Origin of the sequence: Paraburkholderia sp. A1BS-2L (genome assembly GCF_051125205.1) — a bacterium.
Classification (GTDB): domain Bacteria; phylum Pseudomonadota; class Gammaproteobacteria; order Burkholderiales; family Burkholderiaceae; genus Paraburkholderia.
Genome location: NZ_CP120429.1, coordinates 562381 through 581866, shown reverse-complemented (window position 1 = coordinate 581866; position 19486 = coordinate 562381). Strand labels below are relative to the sequence as shown.

14 protein-coding genes and 2 pseudogenes are annotated in these 19486 nt (G+C 63.5%); 10 read left to right on the top strand and 6 right to left on the bottom strand.

Annotation, left to right across the window (positions count from 1 at the left end; genetic code table 11):
• Positions 1-107: 107 nt before the first annotated feature.
• Positions 108-1109: a universal stress protein gene (locus tag P5W98_RS17405; protein WP_421026785.1), complete on the bottom strand. Its 1002-nt coding sequence runs from the start codon at positions 1107-1109 to the stop codon at positions 108-110.
• Between the two features lie 72 nt (positions 1110-1181).
• Positions 1182-1463, bottom strand: coding sequence for a hypothetical protein (locus tag P5W98_RS17400; protein WP_421073368.1), 282 nt, complete (start codon positions 1461-1463; stop codon positions 1182-1184).
• On the opposite strand from P5W98_RS17400, the gene P5W98_RS17395 reads away from it, so the two are divergent.
• Positions 1444-3537, top strand: a complete 2094-nt coding sequence (locus P5W98_RS17395) for a heavy metal translocating P-type ATPase (protein WP_421073364.1) — start codon at positions 1444-1446, stop codon at positions 3535-3537. The two genes, P5W98_RS17400 and P5W98_RS17395, sit on opposite strands and share 20 nt — an antisense overlap.
• A gap of 8 nt (positions 3538-3545) precedes the next feature.
• Here the strand turns inward: P5W98_RS17395 and P5W98_RS17390 are convergent, their stop codons facing one another.
• Complete coding sequence (locus tag P5W98_RS17390; protein ID WP_421026787.1) at positions 3546-5717, bottom strand: D-(-)-3-hydroxybutyrate oligomer hydrolase; 2172 nt, start codon at positions 5715-5717, stop codon at positions 3546-3548.
• Between the two features lie 423 nt (positions 5718-6140).
• On the opposite strand from P5W98_RS17390, the pseudogene P5W98_RS17385 reads away from it, so the two are divergent.
• Positions 6141-6792 (top strand): annotated as a pseudogene (locus tag P5W98_RS17385) (sigma 54-interacting transcriptional regulator); the annotation flags it as partial.
• A 44-nt stretch (positions 6793-6836) separates the two neighbouring features.
• Here P5W98_RS17385 and P5W98_RS17380 read toward each other — a convergent pair.
• Positions 6837-7730 (bottom strand): 2-hydroxy-3-oxopropionate reductase, encoded by an 894-nt coding sequence (locus P5W98_RS17380; protein ID WP_434716975.1) that lies wholly within the window; start codon positions 7728-7730, stop codon positions 6837-6839.
• 29 nt (positions 7731-7759) lie between these two features.
• Complete coding sequence (gene garL, locus P5W98_RS17375) at positions 7760-8560, bottom strand: 2-dehydro-3-deoxyglucarate aldolase (protein ID WP_421026789.1); 801 nt, start codon at positions 8558-8560, stop codon at positions 7760-7762.
• A 251-nt stretch (positions 8561-8811) separates the two neighbouring features.
• On the opposite strand from garL, the gene P5W98_RS17370 reads away from it, so the two are divergent.
• The 4 genes and pseudogenes from P5W98_RS17370 to P5W98_RS17355 form a co-directional block, all read left to right on the top strand.
• On the top strand, positions 8812-10395 hold the full coding sequence (locus P5W98_RS17370; RefSeq protein ID WP_421026790.1) for an aldehyde dehydrogenase (NADP(+)): 1584 nt from the start codon (positions 8812-8814) through the stop codon (positions 10393-10395).
• A gap of 361 nt (positions 10396-10756) precedes the next feature.
• Positions 10757-13015: a T6SS effector phospholipase Tle3 domain-containing protein gene (locus tag P5W98_RS17365; protein WP_421026791.1), complete on the top strand. Its 2259-nt coding sequence runs from the start codon at positions 10757-10759 to the stop codon at positions 13013-13015.
• Positions 13012-14481 carry a virulence factor gene (locus P5W98_RS17360; RefSeq protein ID WP_421073926.1) on the top strand — a complete coding sequence of 490 codons (1470 nt, stop codon included), beginning with the start codon at positions 13012-13014 and terminating at the stop codon, positions 14479-14481. The genes P5W98_RS17365 and P5W98_RS17360 overlap by 4 nt, the downstream gene beginning before the upstream one ends.
• Before the next feature lie 12 nt (positions 14482-14493).
• Positions 14494-14793, top strand: a pseudogene (locus P5W98_RS17355) (virulence factor); the annotation flags it as partial.
• Between the two features lie 43 nt (positions 14794-14836).
• Here P5W98_RS17355 and P5W98_RS17350 read toward each other — a convergent pair.
• A protein-coding gene (locus tag P5W98_RS17350; RefSeq protein WP_421023114.1) for an IS3 family transposase occupies positions 14837-16017 on the bottom strand; the annotation gives its coding sequence in 2 pieces (ribosomal slippage) (positions 14837-15765 and positions 15765-16017; 1182 coding nt in all).
• On the opposite strand from P5W98_RS17350, the gene P5W98_RS17345 reads away from it, so the two are divergent.
• From P5W98_RS17345 to P5W98_RS17330, 4 genes are read left to right on the top strand one after another with little or no spacing between them, the layout of a single operon-like run.
• Positions 15943-17127, top strand: a complete 1185-nt coding sequence (locus tag P5W98_RS17345; protein WP_421073354.1) for a virulence factor — start codon at positions 15943-15945, stop codon at positions 17125-17127. The two genes, P5W98_RS17350 and P5W98_RS17345, sit on opposite strands and share 75 nt — an antisense overlap.
• Before the next feature lie 12 nt (positions 17128-17139).
• A complete protein-coding gene (locus tag P5W98_RS17340) occupies positions 17140-18480 on the top strand; it encodes a virulence factor (RefSeq protein WP_421042696.1) in 1341 nt (446 codons plus the stop codon).
• A gap of 10 nt (positions 18481-18490) precedes the next feature.
• Positions 18491-18748 carry a PAAR domain-containing protein gene (locus tag P5W98_RS17335; RefSeq protein WP_421026792.1) on the top strand — a complete coding sequence of 86 codons (258 nt, stop codon included), beginning with the start codon at positions 18491-18493 and terminating at the stop codon, positions 18746-18748.
• Positions 18749-19438, top strand: a complete 690-nt coding sequence (locus tag P5W98_RS17330) for a hypothetical protein (protein WP_421026793.1) — start codon at positions 18749-18751, stop codon at positions 19436-19438.
• Positions 19439-19486 lie beyond the last annotated feature (48 nt).

Below are 19486 nucleotides of genomic sequence, written 5' to 3'. Positions count from 1 at the left end.
GCCGCTTCGTAGTCGCTTCGTAGTCGCTTCGTAGTCGCTTCGTAGTCGCTTTGTGGCCGCTACCTGGCGCGACCCGCCGCCCCGAAGGGGGCGGCGCCCACTCCCTCTCACTCCATTGCCGGCGGCACGAGCAGCAGGGGAACGGAGGCGAGCCTCGTGGCCCGCTCCGCGACACTGCCAAGCAGCCAGCGCGTCAGGCCACGCCGCCCGTGCGTGCCGAGCACGAGCAGTTGCGCATTCCAGCGCTTCGCCTCGCGATCGAGCGTGTGCGGGACGTCGTCAAATGAATTCGCGGTTTTGACTATCGCGGTTTCGACGTTCCATCCTTCCTGCCCGCACGCAGCGAGGTCGGCGCGTGCTTTCGCGACAGCCACGCCACCGGCTTCGCTCAGCGCTTCCTCCAGCTTGCGTTCGAAAAATCCGGTGCCCGGCGCCAGCAACCGGTCGACCACATAGATCGCACACCAGTGCGCGTCGGGCGTGGCGAGCGCCGTGGCCGTCCGCAAGGCGGTGAAAGAGGCATCGCTGCCATCGGTCGCGAACAGGATACGCGACGCAGCCTCGTCCTCAGGCGCCTCGTAGCCCGCGGGCACGAGCAAAACCGGCCAGCGGAGCAGACGCGCGAACGGCGCGGCAACCTCGCCTTCCACCCAGCGCATGAGGCCTCGATGGTGGCTCGTGCCGAGAACGACCAGGTCGGCCGGCCAGCGCGACGCGGCGGCGGCGATCGCGTCCACCACATCGCCCCCTTCCTTGCAAAGATCGACGACCTCTGCGTCGATGCGCAATCCGCAGCCATGCAATGCATCGAGCGCCAGCTGGGCGGCTTTTTCGGCGTCGCGGTGAATTTCGTCTCTCGCGGCGTCGAGCTGCTCGGCCGCCCAAGTCCCGAGCGGCACGAGGGATCGCGGGTTCTCCGCGACGCTCACGATGCGCACCGCAGCATCAGGGCGCGATGCAGGGCCCAATGCGGAGCGCAACAGCTGGCCTAGATAGCGAAGCGCGGCCGTCGACGCGGGCGACGCGTCGACGGCGACCAGAATGCGCGTAACAGGCGTAACAGGCGTAATGGACGCGGGCGCGCTGGAGTCGTTTGAAGGAGTCGTCATCGCTGTCTCGATCGGTAGTGAGGGCTGGCACGCTTACCGTGAACGCAAATCCGTCTGCGCGATTGATGAAGATCAATCGTGTGCGGTTCCGGGCGCGCATGATTCGAGTTCGACTAAACAGGACGCATAGCGGGCCATGCGGGACGTCATCCATTCGCTGAATTTTGTCTGGCTTGCCGCGTGCGTGACCGGCTTGTTCGCCGGGCTTGCGCTCGATGGGGCCGGTTTTCCCGACGCCGCGCGCCTGTCGTGGATGGCCGGCGCTTTGCCGGTTCTGGCGGCGCTCGGCGTCTCGACGGCCAGGGCGTTGCGTCGCCGCGAGGGCGGCGTCGACATGCTTTCGGTGCTCGCCATCGCCTTCGCGCTGCTGCTGGGCGAATGGCTGACCGCTGCGGTGATCGCCCTGATGCTCGCGAGCGGCCGGGCCCTGGAGGCCTATGCGGACAATCGCGCCCGCGCTGAAATGACCGCGCTGCTGAGCCATGCGCCACGAAACGCGACCCGGCTGGAAGCGGGACAGTGGAACCGGGTGTCGCTGGAGCAGATTGGCGTCGGCGACCGCTTGATGGTGCGTCACGCGGACATCGTGCCGGTCGACGGAACGCTGGCTGGAAATGCCGAGCTCGACGAGTCGACGCTGACGGGAGAGTCGCGTCTGTGCACGCGCGAATCCGGCGCGGCGGTGCGAAGCGGCGCGATCAATGCGGGGCCGACGTTCGAGATGATCGCGTCGGCCACAGCGGCGGACAGCACCTTTGCCGGCATCGTGCGCATGGTGGAAATGGCGCAGCGCGACCGCAGTCCGGCCGCGCGGCTCGCGGACCGCTACGCCTGGTGGTTCGTCGCCTGCACGCTCGTGATGGCGGGGGGGAGCTGGATCGGCACCGGCGAAATCGAGCGGGCGCTCGCCGTGCTCGTGGTCGCCACGCCTTGCCCCCTGATCCTCGCCGTGCCGGTCGCCATTGTTTCGGGAATCTCGCGATGTGCGCGTCGCGGCGTGCTGATCAAGGGCGGCGCCGCGCTCGAACAGCTGGCAACGGCGCAAACGCTCTTCTTCGACAAGACCGGAACGCTGACCGGCGGCGCCGCGCGCGTCGTCGCTATCGAGACGGGGCCCGGCGGTACGCCGGAGCGCGTGCTGCGTGTGGCGGCTTCGCTGGCGCAGGCCTCGAACCACGCCATCTCCGACGCGCTCGCGGCGGAGGCACGCACGCGCCAATTGTTGCTGAGCGCGCCCCTCGACGTGCGCGAGACGGCCGGAGCCGGGATGCGCGGCAAAATCGACGGGCACGCCGTGGCGATAGGAAGCTTCGATTTCGTGAGCTCGGCATCGGCCGTCGCGCCGTGGGCCGGCCGGTTCCTTCGCCGCATTGCCTATGAAGGCGCATCGTCGGTCTTCGTCAGTGAGGACGGCGTCATGACCGGCGCTATCCAGATGGCCGACAGCATTCGCATGGAGACGCCGCGCGCATTGCGTTTGCTGCGGCGCGAAGGCATCGCGCGCATCGAGATGTTGACGGGCGACCACGCCGATGTCGCCCAAACCGTGGGGGCCGTCCTGCAAGTCGATGCGGTGCGGGCGGGCCAGACGCCCGCCGGCAAGCTCGCTGCGATTCAGGAGGCCAAGCGGCAGGGCCCGGTCATCATGGTCGGCGACGGCGTGAACGATGCGCCCGCACTGGCGGCCGCCGACGTGGGCGTTGCAATGGGCGCGCGCGGCGCCGCCGCATCGTCCGAAGCGGCCGATGTCGTGCTGCTCGTCGACCGGCTCGACCGGCTGGTCGACGCACGCCGCGTCGCTCGCCGGACGCGTCGCATTGCGATCGAAAGCGTGTTTGTCGGCATGGGACTTTCTCTGGTCGCGATGATTGTTGCCGCGCTCGGCTTCCTGCCGCCACTGGCGGGCGCGATCCTTCAGGAGGTGATCGACGTGGCGGCCATCGCGAACGCGCTGCGGGCGCTGGGAGGTGCGCCTCGACGCGCGGCCGGCGTGCTGGCGCCCGACGACGTCGCGCGCCTGAGCGGCGAGCATGCGCAACTCGAACCGGTGATGGAGCAGATACGCCGGCTCGCCGACGAGCTGCCGCGCTTGTCCTCCGCGGCAGTCAAGGACCGGCTCGCGCACCTCAACGACTCGCTGAGACGGATACTCGTACCGCACGAGGTGAGCGACGACACCCATCTATATCCGCGAATCGCCGGACTGCTCGAAGGCGAGGACCCGTTGTCAACCATGAGCGCGATGCATCGGGAAATATTTCGCCTCGCACAGGCCCTGGACCGCATGGCCAAGGACCTGTCCGAAGATTGCGCGGGCGCCGACTGGCGGCGCGAAGCCCAGCGACTGCTGTACGGGCTCGATGCGATCATCCGGCTGCACTGTGCACAGGAAGACGAACTGTTTCATGCACTTGCTCAGGATGGCTGAAACTGCGGTCAATGCGGCACGTTCACCAGCCCGTCGCGCGCGCTGATCGCATTGCTGCCGGGATTCGCAACGATCGCCGGCAGGTTGGTCAGCGCCAGCGCCGGCGCGGCGCCCGGGTTGCCGCCGCGCGGCAGGGTGCGGATGACCTGCGAAGGCGGCAGCGGCGTGCCGTTCTTCAGGTGATCCCACATCAGATTGAGCGCTGCGATGTTGTAGTAATGCACCGGCACGTAACGATTGTCGAAACCCGGCACGCCCAGGAACGCGTCGAAGTGCTGTCCGTTCATCACCTCGTAAAGCGATAACTGGCTGCGCGAGCCTTCGCGCACGCTATTGGCCGCGAGATACGCGCGCGACGCATGATTGATCGGCACCAGTGCGTCGCTGCGGCCTTGAACGATGATCGCGGGCTTGCCGTGCAAATTCGCATTCACGCTGATCGCCTGCACGCTCTGGCGCATGCGCGGGTCGCCGTTGGTCCACAACGCGCGCATGCATACGGCGCCTGCAAAACTGGCATCGGGGGTGGCGAGCCGATGGTCGGCCCCGCCCGGCGGCGTGACGTTGTAGACGAGATTCACGCCATTGGTGGGCGGCACGCCATTGCCGAGCCCGAACACGGTCAACATGGGCGAGAGCGCGGGCGGCACGCCCGCTGCGCCCGTCGATGCGCTGGTCGTGCCGAAGCTGAAACCGCACAGGTTGTCGACCACGCTCGAGCGCGTGTACGCGTTGGCGTAAGTCACCGCCACGGCCGGCACGGCCTGCGAGTCCCACATGGGCGCTTGCAGCAGGTCGGAATCGGCTTCATAGCCCGCTTCGTGCAAACGCGCGAGCGCATCGTTTGCCTGCGTATGCGTGTCGCTGCCGTGCACGTAGCCCGCCGACGCCAGCGAGGCGCAGCGCGCCTGGCGGATGGCCGCCGTCGTGGCGGCGGGCAGCGCGGTGAGATAAGGCGCGCCAGCGGCGCTATCCGCGAGCGCGGCGCACGGCTGCAGCAGGTTGGCGAGCGTCATGTAGTCGGCGAGCGGCTTGCCCGCCGCCGCGATGCGCTGGCCGCCTTCCCTGACCTGGGCGTTGCCGGGCATGCGCACGTTGATCTGCGGTTCGCCGACCACCACGGCCGTGATCCACTTTCCGGGGTCCTGCTCGGCGGCCGCGAGCGATGCGCCGCCGCCGTTGCTCACCGAAGCCGCAATCGTCGTGATGTCGCCTGGCGCGAAGCGCACGCCGTGGTTCGGCGCTGCATTTGTCGCTGCATTCGACACATCAGCGCGCGGCGCGAACTGCTGGTTCAGCACCCAATACGCAAACTGCACCGCCTCGAGCGTGTCCTTGCCCCAGTCCGCTTCCGGATTCTGCTGCGAATGCGCGTGCTTGAACGCATAACGATTCGGGTATTGCTGGTTGTACGCGGCCAGCGCAGCGGCGGGCAGGTTCGCGGTGAAGAGACTGTTGCGGCCGGCCGTGGCGGCATCGGCAAGGAGACCGTCGATCAGCGTGACTGTGCCGGTCATCAGTTCGTGCGCGCCGTTGCCCGAGCCCTTGTCGGTATAGGCCACCGCGCAGCCGCGCTTGAGGCCCCACTCGCCGGCTGCCGAGATCGCGCCGTACACGCCGCGCGAGCCCGACGAGGTTGCCGTCACGATGCAGGGGTTCGCCGGGTTGAAGCTTGCCGGCACCTGAACGAGGAGGCTGACGTTCTGCCGGCCCGAGCCGTCGTCGGCATACGCGAGATATTCGGTGCCGGCAATTTTCCCTTCGCCCAGCGTGTCGTTGCCGTACACGTCCACGTTAGGTCCCCAGAAGCGCCCATAGCCGCCGTTTGCGCTCATGTCGACGAGCGCGCGGTAGTTCGACCAGATGGCAAGCCGGCGCAACTCCGCTGCGGTTGGCGCCGCCGGGTTCGCAATCGACGGCGCCGCGCCCGCCAGACCGGTCTTGCCTAGACCGGCCGTGAGCAGATCGTCGCTCACGCCGTCGTAGCTCGTCGACTTCAGGCTGCCCGCCACCACGAACGACGGCAGCCGGTTCAGCGCGGCGTGGCCGCCGTTGCCGCCGTTGCGTTCCCCGGCTTGATTGTCTGCATGAGCGCCGGGCACGAGCGCCGCGCCGGCTAGCGCCAGTGCCGCGCCGAGCAGCGCGAATTTATGTCGGACTGCAAACGGGGTATCTCTCATCGATGTCTCCATGATTGTTGTTCAGGCAACGGGCAATGCTTCGAGAAGACGTTCAGACTTGATGGGGCCGCGGCATCATCGGAGCCTGGGGCTGTTCACATTCATAACGGGCTTGCGAACGTGCCTTGCTGGCCGCAGTGCAAGGAGCGCGGCGCGCCGTTTGGCCGAGCCAAACAAGCGACGCGCGACGCCGCAATGCGGCCGGCAAGGCACGTTCCCCAAACTCTACAATTTAATCTCGGGGCTGGCCGCCAGAAGGGCCGTTATGAATCTGAACAGCCCCCTGGAACAAGCGGGTTGCCGATTCCAGCAAAGATTTCATGCGGGTTTCACTGCGCGATCCATCCGCCGTCGACCTTGATCTCCGCGCCGCGTATTTTGTTCGCGGACTCGGAGCAGAGAAAGGCCGCCACGCCGCCAATCCAGGAATTCGAGCCGCTCGGCTCGAACCGCATCGGTGCGCACCGATGTGCGCATCATCGCGGCGACCTCGGCGGATCTGCCCGCACTGGTGGCGCAGGGCGGATTTCGCGCGGATCTCCACTATCGCATCAACGTGCTGACGATCCGCGTGCCGCCGCTGCGCGAGCGACTGGCCGACATCGAGGCGATGGCGTATGCGATCCTCGACAAGCTGTCGGTGGAAAGCGGCGCCGTGCGCCTCGAACTCGACCGCGATGCGCTCGCGGTGCTGTGCGCGTATCGCTGGCCGGGCAACGTGCGCGAGTTGCGCAATATGCTCGAACGCGCGGTGCTGCTGTCGGAGAACGAGCGGATCGATGCGCGTTCGCTGGCGCGCTTCATCGGTGACGGGCGCGGCCAGATCGAGGCCGAAGACGACGCGCGCGGCGCAGCGGGCGATCAGCGCGACGAGCCGAAGGGCGCACCGATTGCCGCCGTGCCCGATCGCGCCGGCGCGCAGCAGTACGACGAAGCGATGCAGGATTTCGAGCGCCGCTTCCTGACCAATGCGCTGCGCGCGGCGCACGGCCATGTGGCGAATGCCGCCGCGCGCATCGGCATGGCGCGCGCGACGCCATACCGGCGCATCGTCGCGCTGGGTATCGAGGTTTGAATCGCGGTTTGAATCGAGGTTTGAACCATGCCTGCGCGGCGAAATCACGCCACCTGTTGCCCGATTTCGTGATTCGCGAGCAGTTCTAGCGCGCGCACCATCGCCGAGTGGTCCCACGCCTTGCCGCCGTGCGCGACGCACGCGTTAAAGAGCGCCTGGCAGGTGGCGGTATTCGGCAGCGATACGCCGAGCGCCTGCGCCGTCGAGAGCGCGAGGTTCAAATCCTTCTGGTGCAGCTCGATGCGGAAGCCCGGATCGAAGGCGCGTTTCGTCATGCGCTCGCCGTGCACTTCGAGAATGCGCGACGACGCGAAGCCGCCCATCAGCGCCTCGCGCACGCGCGCCGGATCGACGCCGGCCTTCGAGGCGAGCAGCAGCGCTTCGCCCACCGCCTCGATGGTCGCCGCGACGATCACCTGGTTCGCGACCTTGCACACCTGGCCCGCGCCCACCGCGCCGATCAGCGTGACGTTCTTGCCCATCATGTCGAACAGCGGCTTCACGGTGTCGAAGGTCGCTTGCTCGCCGCCCACCATGATGGTCAGCGAGCCGGCTTTCGCGCCTACCTCGCCGCCCGAGACCGGGGCGTCGAGATAGTCGGCGCCGCGCTCGCGCACCCGCGCCGCGAAATCGCGCGTCGCCATCGGCGAAATCGAGCTCATGTCGACGACGATCTGGCCCGCGTGCAGTCCGCTCGCGAGCCCCTGTTCGCCGAATAGCACGCGCTCGACGTCCGGCGTGTCCGGCACCATCACGAAGATCACGTCGGCGTGGGCGGCCACCGCGGCCGGGCTGTCGCACGCCACGGCGCCGGCCCGGGTCAACTCGTCGGGCACGCCGCTGCGCGTGAACGCGGCAAGCGCAACGCCGTGCTTCAGAAGATTGGCGGCCATGGGCTTGCCCATGATGCCGAGTCCAATAAAACCTGCTTTTTTCATCGAATGCTCCTGAGTCATGCGGGCGGCGCTCAAGCTTCGCCCGCCCGCTTCTGCATGAAATGTTTCTGAACCGCTTGCGCGGCGCCCTTGAGCAGCCCGAGATCCGCGCACACCGCGACCACGCGCGCGCCCATCGACAGATAATGCTCCGCGTCCGCCTGCACGGTCGCGAGCGTGCCGCTCGCTTTGCCCGCTGCCTGCGCGCGATCGAATACGTGCGCGATGGCCTGCTGCACGTCGGGGTGATTCGCGTTGCCGAGATGGCCGTACGACGCCGCGAGATCGGAGGGGCCGACGAAGACCGCGTCGATGCCTTCCACCGCGAGAATCCTGTCGATCGCCTCGACCGCCTTGCGGCTTTCGATCTGCGCAATCACGCAGACGTTGTCGTTTGCGAGTGCGAAGTAATCGGCGAGCGTGCCGTAGCGGTTGCCGCGATGGCCGACCGACACGCCGCGGATGCCCTGCGGCGGATAGCGCGTCGAGGCGACGGCGCGGGCGGCGTCGTCGGCGCTGTCGACGAACGGCACGAGGAAGTTCGAGAAGCCGCTGTCGAGAAAGCGCTTGATGACGACGCTGTCGTTGGCCGGCGGCCGCACGACCGGCGCGCTGCCGCTGTCCTTGAGCGCCATCAGCTGGGGGATCAGCGTGAGCACGTCGTTGGGCGCGTGCTCGGCGTCCAGCAGGATCCAGTCGAAGCCGACCGTGCCCAGCAGCTCGGTGACGATCGGGCTGCCCAGCGACGCCCAGCAGCCGATCTGGGTTGCACCGCCGCGCACCGCCTGGCGGAAGCGGTTGGGCAGGGACTGGTAAGGCGTGACGGTGGACATCGGATGTCTCCTGAATGGCGATGGATCTGAAAACCGGCAACGATGACGGCAAACCCGCTGCAAAAAAACGCAGTCTATTGTGATGTTATAGGTCATCGTATGTCTAGTGGCAGGGTAACACGATGGCTTCGCTTGTAATGGGTACGTAAACCCGGAATCCCCAGCCAGATAGGCGTGCTCCCGGTTGCGTGCAAGTTCCTACATGTTGTAGGATGACATATATCTAAAGACGCCATTCGAGGAAAGCCCAAATGCCTGTTACCGGAGAGATGCTGGTCGGCCGCCAAGCCGTGCGCGGCGAAGAACAAGCGCTGCGCGCCTTCAATCCCGCGACGGGTGCCGAGATTGCCGAGCCGGTGTTCGGCAGCGGCACCGTCGCCAATGTCGATGAGGCGTGCGAGCTGGCGCGCGCAGCTTTCGACACTTATCGCCAACTGCCGCTCGCGGTGCGCGCGGAGTTCCTCGAGCGCATCGCCGACGGCATCACCGCGCTAGGCGACGAACTGATCGAGCGCGCCCAGGCCGAATCGGGCCTGCCGAAGGCGCGCCTGGAAGGCGAGCGTGGCCGCACCACCGGTCAGCTCAAGCTGTTCGCGCAGGTCGTGCGCGCGGGCCAGTGGCTCGGCGCCACGCTCGACTCGCCGCTGCCCGAGCGCAAGCCGCTGCCGCGTTCGGACCTGCGCATGCAGAAGATCGCGCTCGGCCCGGTTGCCGTGTTTGGCGCGAGCAATTTTCCGCTCGCGTTTTCGGTGGCGGGCGGCGATACCGCCGCGGCGCTCGCGGCGGGCTGCCCGGTTGTCGTGAAGGCGCATCGTGCGCACCTTGGCACTTCGGAACTGGTCGGTCGGGTGATCCAGCGCGTCGCGCAGGAGATGGATCTGCCCGAAGGCGTGTTCTCGATGATTGTCGGCGCGGGCAACTCGGTCGGCGAGGCGCTTGTTGCGCACCCGGCTATCAAGGCGGTTGGCTTCACGGGCTCGCGTGCGGGCGGCACCTCACTCATGCGTGTGGCGGCGGCGCGTCCCGAGCCGATTCCGGTCTATGCGGAAATGAGCAGCATCAATCCCGTGTTCCTGATGTCCAATGCGCTTGCAGCGCGCGGCGAGAGCATCGCGCGTGGTTTCGTCGACTCGCTCGTGCTGGGAGCGGGGCAGTTCTGCACGAACCCGGGGCTTGCGATTGCGATTGAAGGCGATGCGTTGGAGCGCTTTGTCGCTTCGGCTTCCGAGGCGCTGGTTGTGAAGCCGGCGCAGACGATGCTGACTTCGGGCATTCATGCCGCGTATGAGGATGGCGAGGGCAAGCTCGCTGCGACGAAGGGCGTCGAGGCTGTGGCGCGTGGCGTGGCCGCGACTGGTCCGACCCAGGCGCGCGCGGCGCTGTTCGTGACCGACGCGCAGACGTTCTTGTCGACCCCGGCGCTGGAAGACGAAGTGTTCGGCCCGGTGTCGACGGTTATTCGCTGCAAGGACGAGCAGGAGTTGCTGAAGGTGGCCGAGCACTTTGCCGGTCAACTGACCGCGACGCTGCAGATGGATAGCGCCGATGTGGCGAGCGCGAAAAAGCTGGTGACGATACTCGAACGCAAGGCGGGGCGGATTCTGGTCAACGGTTTCCCGACTGGCGTCGAGGTGTGTCACGCGATGGTCCACGGCGGTCCGTTCCCGGCGACTTCGGATGCACGCGCGACTTCGGTTGGGACGACGTCGATCGATCGCTTCCTGCGTCCGGTGTGCTATCAGGATTTCCCGGCTGAACTGCTGCCGCAAGCGCTGGCTGATGAGAATCCGCTTGATTTGTGGCGTCGCCGCGATGGGGAGATCGTGCGGGGTTAAATTGAAGGTATGACAGCGAAAAAATGGCCGGATGGTTCACAGACCTCCGGCAATTTTTTTGCCCGCGATACGAATCAGTGCAGGTTCAGGCATTCTGATGTTTCATGACCAACCTCTCATTCATATTGGGAAGATTGTGCCGGGACGCTAATACTGATTGCCGCCCGGAATAGCTACAGTAGATCCAAAACATCCGCCGATTTTGATTGCAGGCACAACATATTCGCGGCCCTCGTCTTGTTTCGACATGGGCAAACGACGCGGAAAATTGTTGCCTGTCAACAGCAAGTCGTTTGAATCATTCGTGAATTAGTTCGTCGAGCAGAATACCTGGTTTCCATTCTGAAGAGTTTGCTCGAGCATGACCGACTCTTTCCCGAATCCAGATACGGCGTCATCCATTCCACCCGCAGCACCTGCCACCGAGCCGCCGCGCATCGTGATCGGACAGGGGCAGGGGCCTTTGGTCTTCGATTTAACTAGCGAACTGATCTGCGTAAAACAGCAGCCGCTGCCCGGTGTCGTTATCTTTGTGCATGGCGTGAACTCCGAAGGCGAGTGGTTCGAACCCGCCGAGGCAGGGCTGTGCAAGGGGCTGAACCGGCGGCTCGCGCGTCTGGATGACCAGATGGCGTACAGGGGCGTGGTCGGCGGGCAGATGTGTCCGGCACACTACACCGAGAGCTTGACGCCCGATGGGTTTCTCAATCCTGACCTGTGGGCCGGCAACTACATCAAACCCGATGCGTCGTTCTCGCCCGTGATTCATTTCCGCTGGGGCTACAAGGCGAACAAGGACGAACTGAAGGAGTACGGCGACAAGATCTTCCTGAACGAACAGGGTTACTGGGGCGGCGGTCCATTCGCCAACGGCTGCTCGAGTCTGCCGGACCTGTGGCAGGAGGGCATCGACGACCGCATCTTCGGCTTCATCACCGTCCAGGGCCTCAACCCGACGCAGCGCCCGCTGTACCGGACGCCACCACGCGCCTACGGCGTGCTGGCCGCACTGCGGCTAGCGAAGCTGATCCAGTCGATCCGGCAGACGCAGGCCAATGTCCCAATCACGATCGTTTGCCACAGCCAGGGAAACATGGTGGGCCTCACGGCCGCATTTTTCGGCGATCAGTTGCCGGAAGTCACCGACCCATGGGGCAACGTCGGCCGCTGCGTGGCCGATGCCTACGTGCTCGCGAATCCGCCGTACAGCGTCTCGAACACGGGCACGGTGATGGAGAACTGGTCGCAGCGCAAGATTCGCGATGCGGGCGACAACCGGGGGCGTGAAACTTACGAGGCGCGCACGAAGACGCTGCGGGAGTTCTTCAATATCATCCGTGCCCGACGGGCATTCGAAATGCCCGTCGACAAGGTCGATGAAGACATGGCTAACGAGCGCATATCGCCGACCAGCGGGAAGCGCTACAAGGCAGCGGAAGATCGTGCGGCGCACGGCGTCAACAACAGCACGTACGGTCGCGTCACGCTGTACTGCTGCCCGCACGACCAGGTGATCTCGGCCACGACGGTGCAGGGCATCGGCTGGCGCGGACTTGCGGGCCGGGAGCTTGCCGATACGGGGGCGCAGGGTGTGCTGACGCAGCGCGTGTTCGCGACGCACTTCCCGGTGGGGCTGTATAGCCTGAAGAACACGCCGCTGGAATATCGCTATTGGGAAGACGACTGGCGGCACGGAAAAGGAAAGACCAGCGGCTTCTGGTATCCGCCGTCGCCGCCCGCGAAATATGGATTGACAGATGCGTGGAGCGGCAATGAGAACCCTGTCGGATGGTTTGCCACGACCATGACGGCTCCGCTGCTGTCCATCGTGACGCTGGTGACGTCGTCGCTCGACGCGATGCGCGTGAACGCGGACCCGCCGACCGGCTGGAAAGTCGTGGCCGATGCGCCCAGGCTGGACGAGCCGTTCACGCCGAAAGCGTTGCGATACGGTAAGGAATGCGAAATCGAAGACGGTCCGAATGCGCACAGCGACTTCAACGAAAGCCATGACCCGCCCGCTGCGGCGCGTGACGCGGCGAAGACCGATGCGAAACCCGACGATCCGTACGACAACTACGAGAAAGGGGCGAAGGCCATCGGCGACAAAGGCAGCGAAGCGGCACAGCGTTATGAGGATCACGCCATTCTGCGCATGCGCGCGCTGCGCCAACGTAATCCGGATTGGATCGACGGGAACGGCAACGTGATTGGCGAGGACGGCAAGAGCACGGCCCCGGAGGGATACACGCAATGGCGCAATGCGCAGGTCGTCAGCATTCTGAACAAGGGCGCGAACAACAATCCGACCAATCACTCGACCATCATGACGAATCCGATGCATGCGGAGAAGGCGCTTGCGTATGACGTTGCGATCGGGTTGTGTTACCTGTCGCCGGAGCAGATGAAGGCCCTTCGTCTTGAAGCTGATTGGCGGCTTGGCATAGGAATGGGCGACGACAATCCGAACAAGAAATACTCGAAGTACTTCGAAAATGGCCTTCTCGGAGGCGTGTCACTGGATATATGGGCGAAAACGGATGACGAAGCAAAAATGCCTGCAAAGATTGCGGATGAACGAGAAGGCAGCTTCTATCTGAATATCGGGGGAGTTGCGTGAGCGCCCTGATTGCAACCTGGCCGCGCCGCGTGGCGCTTGCATTCTGCGCGTTGTTCCTGTCAGCGGTTGTCATGCTGGTTTGGATGGCGCATGACAACCTGGAACCGCTCGATACTGGAGAATTCATGAAACGACTGCTCCTGCTGCCGGGTCTTGTCGCCTGGGCAACGTTCGTGCTGAGCACGGTGCTGATGCCAGTGACGGCGCAGACCGCCACGCCATCGGCAGAAGCCGCGGCCGCGACCAGCGAGTCTTCCCGGCCTTTCCGTGCACAGGTCGTTGGAGTCCAATGGCTCAATCCCTTGCAACGGCGCGACTATCCGACCGAATGGCAATTGTTGTGGATGTTGGGTCTGGTGAAGCCGAACAAGAACGACGACATGGTACGGACGAACCCGCAAAAATACTCGACGCTCCAGTACGTTGCTGGAATTGCCTATGGAAACGATGGCACAGAGACTTTCAAGGGCTTTTATCACAAGTATGTTGACTCATTGTTACCTCTGTTCGGAACCCGTTACGTAATGAATTCTGGATACTTCTATACGGTCAAGCCTGAAAACAAAAAAGACTGGCGAGAACTGGCCGGCATCCATGTCGAGTTCGCTATTCCCACGCGGCTCGATCCGGTTGAAGCCCAAACCTATCTGCAAAAGCAGATCATCAGCGAATTCAACATCGGAAACAAATATTTCCCCAAACTCTGGAGCGACAGCACGCCGCCTGAGGTTCGGGTAACCCCCGGCGGCCCAAACGCAGGCTTCACCTCGCTGAACGCCGCACTCGATTACCTCCAGACCAACCCGGACAAAAGCGTATGGGTCATGAACTGGGACGCACCGAGCTTCCCGCCGAAGGACGGCCAGCTTAACGAAAACATGGTGCTGCTGATTCTGACTGGCCCCGACTTCAAAACGGAGCGCGAACCGCTCGCCTGGATCGGACGCGCTGCAACCGGCAACGCGAGCGATTTCGACTCGAAGGCCGGAACGACTCGCACGGTGCAGGCGTGGAAGGCAACGATTGAAGCCGCCGCGCACAACACAGGCGTCACCGTTCCCGACATTCACTACGTCATACACGATGCCGGCCGGGCCAGCGACGAGGCATCGGCGCGCGTGGGTCCGTTGGCGCGCACGCTTACCGAGACGTTGCCCGATTTCGACTACGGCAAACAAATGTTCAATACGCCCGCGTTGCTCGGCGAAATGGGCGCGGGCACCGCATTGACGGACGTTGCGCTCGCCATTGGCCGAGCGAATCATCTGGGTGGCAATGTGCTGGTCGCGGGCACCACGGACGCGAACCGTCCCGTTGCGGTCGTGATCGTGCCGCCGTCGAAACTCAACCCCATCGACGCCGATTCCGACTGGTTCCGCGCACGCGGCGGGAACAATGCCTATCTGCCGTGGTGGGGGCACCGCTTCGATGAGGACAAGGGGTTAAAGCAGGGCTATTCAGAGTAGGCCGGGGAATTCATGAAACGACTGCTTCTGCTGCCGGGTCTTGTCGCCTGGGCAACGTTCGTGCTGAGCACGGTGCTGATGCCAGCGACAGCGCAGACCGCCACGCCATCGGCAGAAGCCGCGGCCGAAACTAGTGTGTCTTCCCGGCCCTTCGTTGCACAGGTCGTTGGAGTCCAATGGCTCAATCCCTTGCAACGGCGCGACTATCCGACCGAATGGCAATTGTTGTGGATGTTGGGTCTGGTGAAGCCGAACAAGAACGACGACATGGTGCGGACGCAACCGCAAAAATTCTCGACGCTTCAGTCCATCGGTGTGAGGTTCCCTCGGTTTTTCGCCTTCCAGAGGCCCTTGGTTATGCAGCCGCATCCTTGGTCTGCTGAGCTTTGATCCAGTTTTGCAGGAACTGATCCGGCGATATGAAGCCGAGCGACGAATGACGACGACTGCGGTTATAAAACACTTCGATGTATTCGAACAAGTCCGTCATCGCTTCCTGATGGGTACGGTATCGCGTAGCATGCACCCGTTCGTTCTTCAGGCTGTTGAAGAAACTTTCGGTGGGGGCGTTGTCCCAACAATTTCCCTTGCGGCTCATCGAGCAGTGCATGCCGTATTGCGCCAGCTTGCGCTGGAAGTCGTCGCTGGCGTATTGGCTGCCCCTGTCCGAATGAAGCAGCGCGCCGGGCTCGGGCCGGCGTCGAAACCACGCCATCGTCAGCGCGTCCGTCACGATGTCAGCCGTCATGCGCGGCTTGATCGACCAGCCGACGACCTCCCGGTTGAACAGATCCAGCACGATCGCAAGATACAGCCAGCCCTCATCGGTCCAGATGTACGTGATGTCCGACGTAAAGACCTGATTCGGCGCCGTCGGCGTGAAGTTGCGAGCCAGCAGATTTTCTGCAACCGGCAGCTTGTGCTTCGAGTCCGTCGTGACGCGGTAACGGCGCTTGTGACGGGCCCGGATGCCATTGTCGCGCATGAGCCGCTCAACCCGCTCCTTGCTGGCCGGGAAGCCGCGTGCGCGAATCTCCTCGGTCATCCGTGGCGAGCCATAGGCGCCCTTGACCGCAGCATGGATAGACCGGATCAGGGCGAGCAACTGCGCATCTGTGAGCCGCTTGCGCGCGGGCGTGCCGCCGCGCTTCCACGCGCGATAGCCATTCAGACTGACCGAGAGGACCCCGCACAGCGCCGACAGCGGATAGTGCCGGCGATGCGAATCAATCCAGGCGTACTTCACAGGAGGTCCTTCGCGAAGAACGCCGCCGCTTTTTTTGCGATTTCAAGTTCCATCTGCAGACGCTTGTTCTCAGCCCGCAGGCGAGACAGCTCCATCTGCTCTGGCGTGACAACCTTTGCCCCCGCGCCATTGAGCGTGCCTGCCTCATCGGCCTTGACCCAGTTGCGCAGCGACTGGTGTGAAATCCCCAGTTCACGAGCAACGTCCCGCGCGCCTTGCCCGTCCTTCACTCGCTGTACCGCGAGCGTCCTGAACTCCGCGGTGTATGCCTGCTTCGGTATTTTGAACATCGATTCTTTCCTTCCTTCGGGTCGAGTTTACACACGACCTGCTGGAAGGCGAAATTTCAGGGGAAGCTCAGTGCTCTTGCTTATGGCAACCGTGGCAAAGAGTCATTTGATGGGTTCTATGAGCAATACATTAGAACATTACTGAATTTATTTGGAACCCGTTACGTAATGAATTCCAGATACTTTTATACGGTCAAACCGGAAAACAAAAAAAACTGGCGAGAACTCGCCGGCATCCACGTCGAGCTTACCATTCCCACGCGGCTCGATCCGGTTGAAGCCCAAACCTATCTGCAAAAGCAGATCATCAGCGAATTCAACATCGGAAACAAATATTTCCCCAAACTCTGGAGCGACAGCACCCCGCCTGAGGTTCGGGTAACCCCCGGCGGCCCAAACGCAGGCTTCACCTCGCTGAACGCCGCACTCGATTACCTCCAGACCAACCCGGACAAAAGCGTATGGGTCATGAACTGGGACGCACCGAGCTTCCCGCCGAAGGACGGCCAGCTTAACGAAAACATGGTGCTGCTGATTCTGACTGGCCCCGACTTCAAAACGGAGCGCGAACCGCTCGCCTGGATCGGACGCGCGGCAACCGGCAACGCGAGCGATTTCGACTCGAAGGCCGGAACGACTCGCACGGTGCAGGCGTGGAAGGCAACGATTGAAGCCGCCGCGCACCACGCAGGCGTCACCGTTCCCGACATTCACTACGTCATACACGATGCTGGCCGGGCCAGCGACGAGGCATCGGCGCGTATCGGTCCGTTGTCGCGCACGCTTACCGAGACGTTGCCCGATTTCGACTACGGCAAACAAATGTTCAATACGCCCGCGTTGCTTGGCGACATGGGCGCGGGCACCGCATTGACGGACGTTGCGCTCGCCATTGGCCGAGCGAATCATCTGGGCGGCAATGTGCTGGTCGCGGGCACCACGGACGCGAACCGTCCCGTTGCGGTCGTGATCGTGCCGCCGTCGAAACTCAACCCCATCGACGCCGATTCCGACTGGTTCCGCGCACGCGGCGGGAACAATGCCTATCTGCCGTGGTGGGGGCGCCGCTTCGATGAGGACAAGGGGTTAAAGCAGGGCTATTCAGAGTAGGCCGGGGAATTCATGAAACGACTGCTTCTGCTGCCGGGTCTTGTCGCCTGGGCAACGTTCGTGCTGAGCACGGTGCTGATGCCAGAGACGGCGCAGACCGCCACGCCATCGGCAGAAGCCGCGGCCGCGACCAGCGAGTCTTCCCGGCCTTTCCTTGCACAGGTCGTTGGAGTCCAATGGCTCAATCCCTTGCAACGGCGCGACTATCCGACCGAATGGCAATTGCTGTGGATGTTAGGTCTGGTGAAACCGAACAAGAACGATGACATGGTACGGACGCAGCCGCAAAAATACTCGACGCTCCAGTACGTTGCCGGAATCGCTTATGGAAACGATGGTACGGAAACATTTGATGGATTCTATAAAAAATACATTAGAAAATTACTGAATTTATTCGGAACCCGTTACGTAATGAATTCCAGATACTTTTATACGGTCAAACCGGAAAACAAAAAGGACTGGCGAGAACTCGCCGGCATCCATGTCGAGTTCGCTATTCCCACGCGGCTCGATCCGGTTGAAGCCCAAACCTATCTGCAAAAGCAGATCATCAGCGAATTCAACATCGGAAACAAATATTTCCCCAAACTCTGGAGCGACAGCACCCCGCCTGAGGTTCGCGTAACGCCCGGCGGCCCAAACGCAGGCTTCACCTCGCTGAACGCCGCACTCGATTACCTCCAGACCAACCCGGACAAAAGCGTATGGGTCATGAACTGGGACGCACCGAGCTTCCCGCCGAAGGACGGCCAGCTTAACGAAAACATGGTGCTGCTGATACTGACTGGCCCCGACTTCAAAACGGAGCGCGAACCGCTCGCCTGGATCGGACGCGCGGCAACCGGCAACGCGAGCGATTTCGACTCGAAGGCCGGAACGACTCGCACGGTGCAGGCGTGGAAGGCAACGATTGAAGCCGCCGCGCACAACACAGGCGTCACCGTTCCCGACATTCACTACGTCATACACGATGCCGGTCGGGCCAGCGACGAGGCATCGGCGCGCGTGGGTCCGTTGTCGCGCACGCTTACCGAGACGTTGCCCGATTTCGACTACGGCAAACAAATGTTCAATACGCCCGCGTTGCTCGGCGAAATGGGCGCGGGCACCGCATTGACGGACGTTGCGCTCGCCATTGGCCGAGCGAATCATCTGGGCGGCAATGTGCTGGTCGCGGGCACCACGGACGCGAACCGTCCCGTTGCGGTCGTGATCGTGCCGCCATCGAAACTCAACCCCATCGACGCCGAGGCCGACTGGTTCCGCGCACGCGGCGGGAACAATGCCTATCTGCCGTGGTGGGGGCACCGCTTCGATGAGGACAAGGGGTTAAAGCAGGGCTATTCAGAGTAAAGGAGAGGTTATGCGAGGCATCATCCGGGTCGGCGACCTTCTCAGTCACGGCGGACATGTGGAGGCTGGGGCGCCCAATTACACGGTCATGGGGCGCTCGGTTGCGCGCAAGGGCGATGCTTGCCTCTGCGCGTTGCATGGCGAGGTCGTAATTGCCGACGGCGATGACAGCTTCGAAGTCGATGGCGCCGCCGCGGCATTCGAAGGTCACAAGGCCTCGTGCGGGGCTGAATTGATTTCGAGTATGCCGTCATCGGGGCGCAACTAGATGTTCGGCTGGAATCGCATGCGTCGTCGCGCCTCGGACGAAAACATCAAGGCCGGCGAAATAATCGACCCTTATATGTTGATCCGCCTGGCAGCGGATGGCGTTGCGGTGCAGGTGCAAGGGAGTCGTCTTCCGGAAGGCGAGGCCCCGAACTTCTATCTGTCGATGTTCAATGCGCTGATTTCAGGCGAGTACCAGGCGAGGCGCAATGGCGGGAGCTTCCAGTTAGCGCGCGTTTCCGGGGTTAAACCGAACATCTTTTGCCCGGATGCGAAGCAGATGCAGGTTTCCCTTCACATCGCCTGGGCGGCGCATGACGGACGCGTGCTCGAGCGCCCCGATGGTTCGCTATGGACGGTGGTCTGCGTGCAAGGTTCGCGAACGCGCTCCACGTCGTCTGGCATCGAAGTGGACGCGGATGCGCTTGTGCATATCGACTACCTGCACGAACAGGGGGGCCTGTTTGCCTGGCGGGAAACTGCGGAACTGGTCAGGCTCTGGGAGCGGCCGCGCACGCAGCGGGTACTAGATCGGGCGCTCGACACGATGCCGCTCGTGACCACCTCGACACCCGAAGCAGGCAACCAGTATGCGGTGTACGACCCGGAGTTCGGGCAATGGCATTTCGTTGCGCGGGAATTCGCCTTTCAGCCGTTGCAGCCGGGCGCTGGTGGGTTTCGATTGTTCTGACGATGCCCGGGCGCGCCGCGGCTCCGAACTCCGCGATATCAGCAGAAA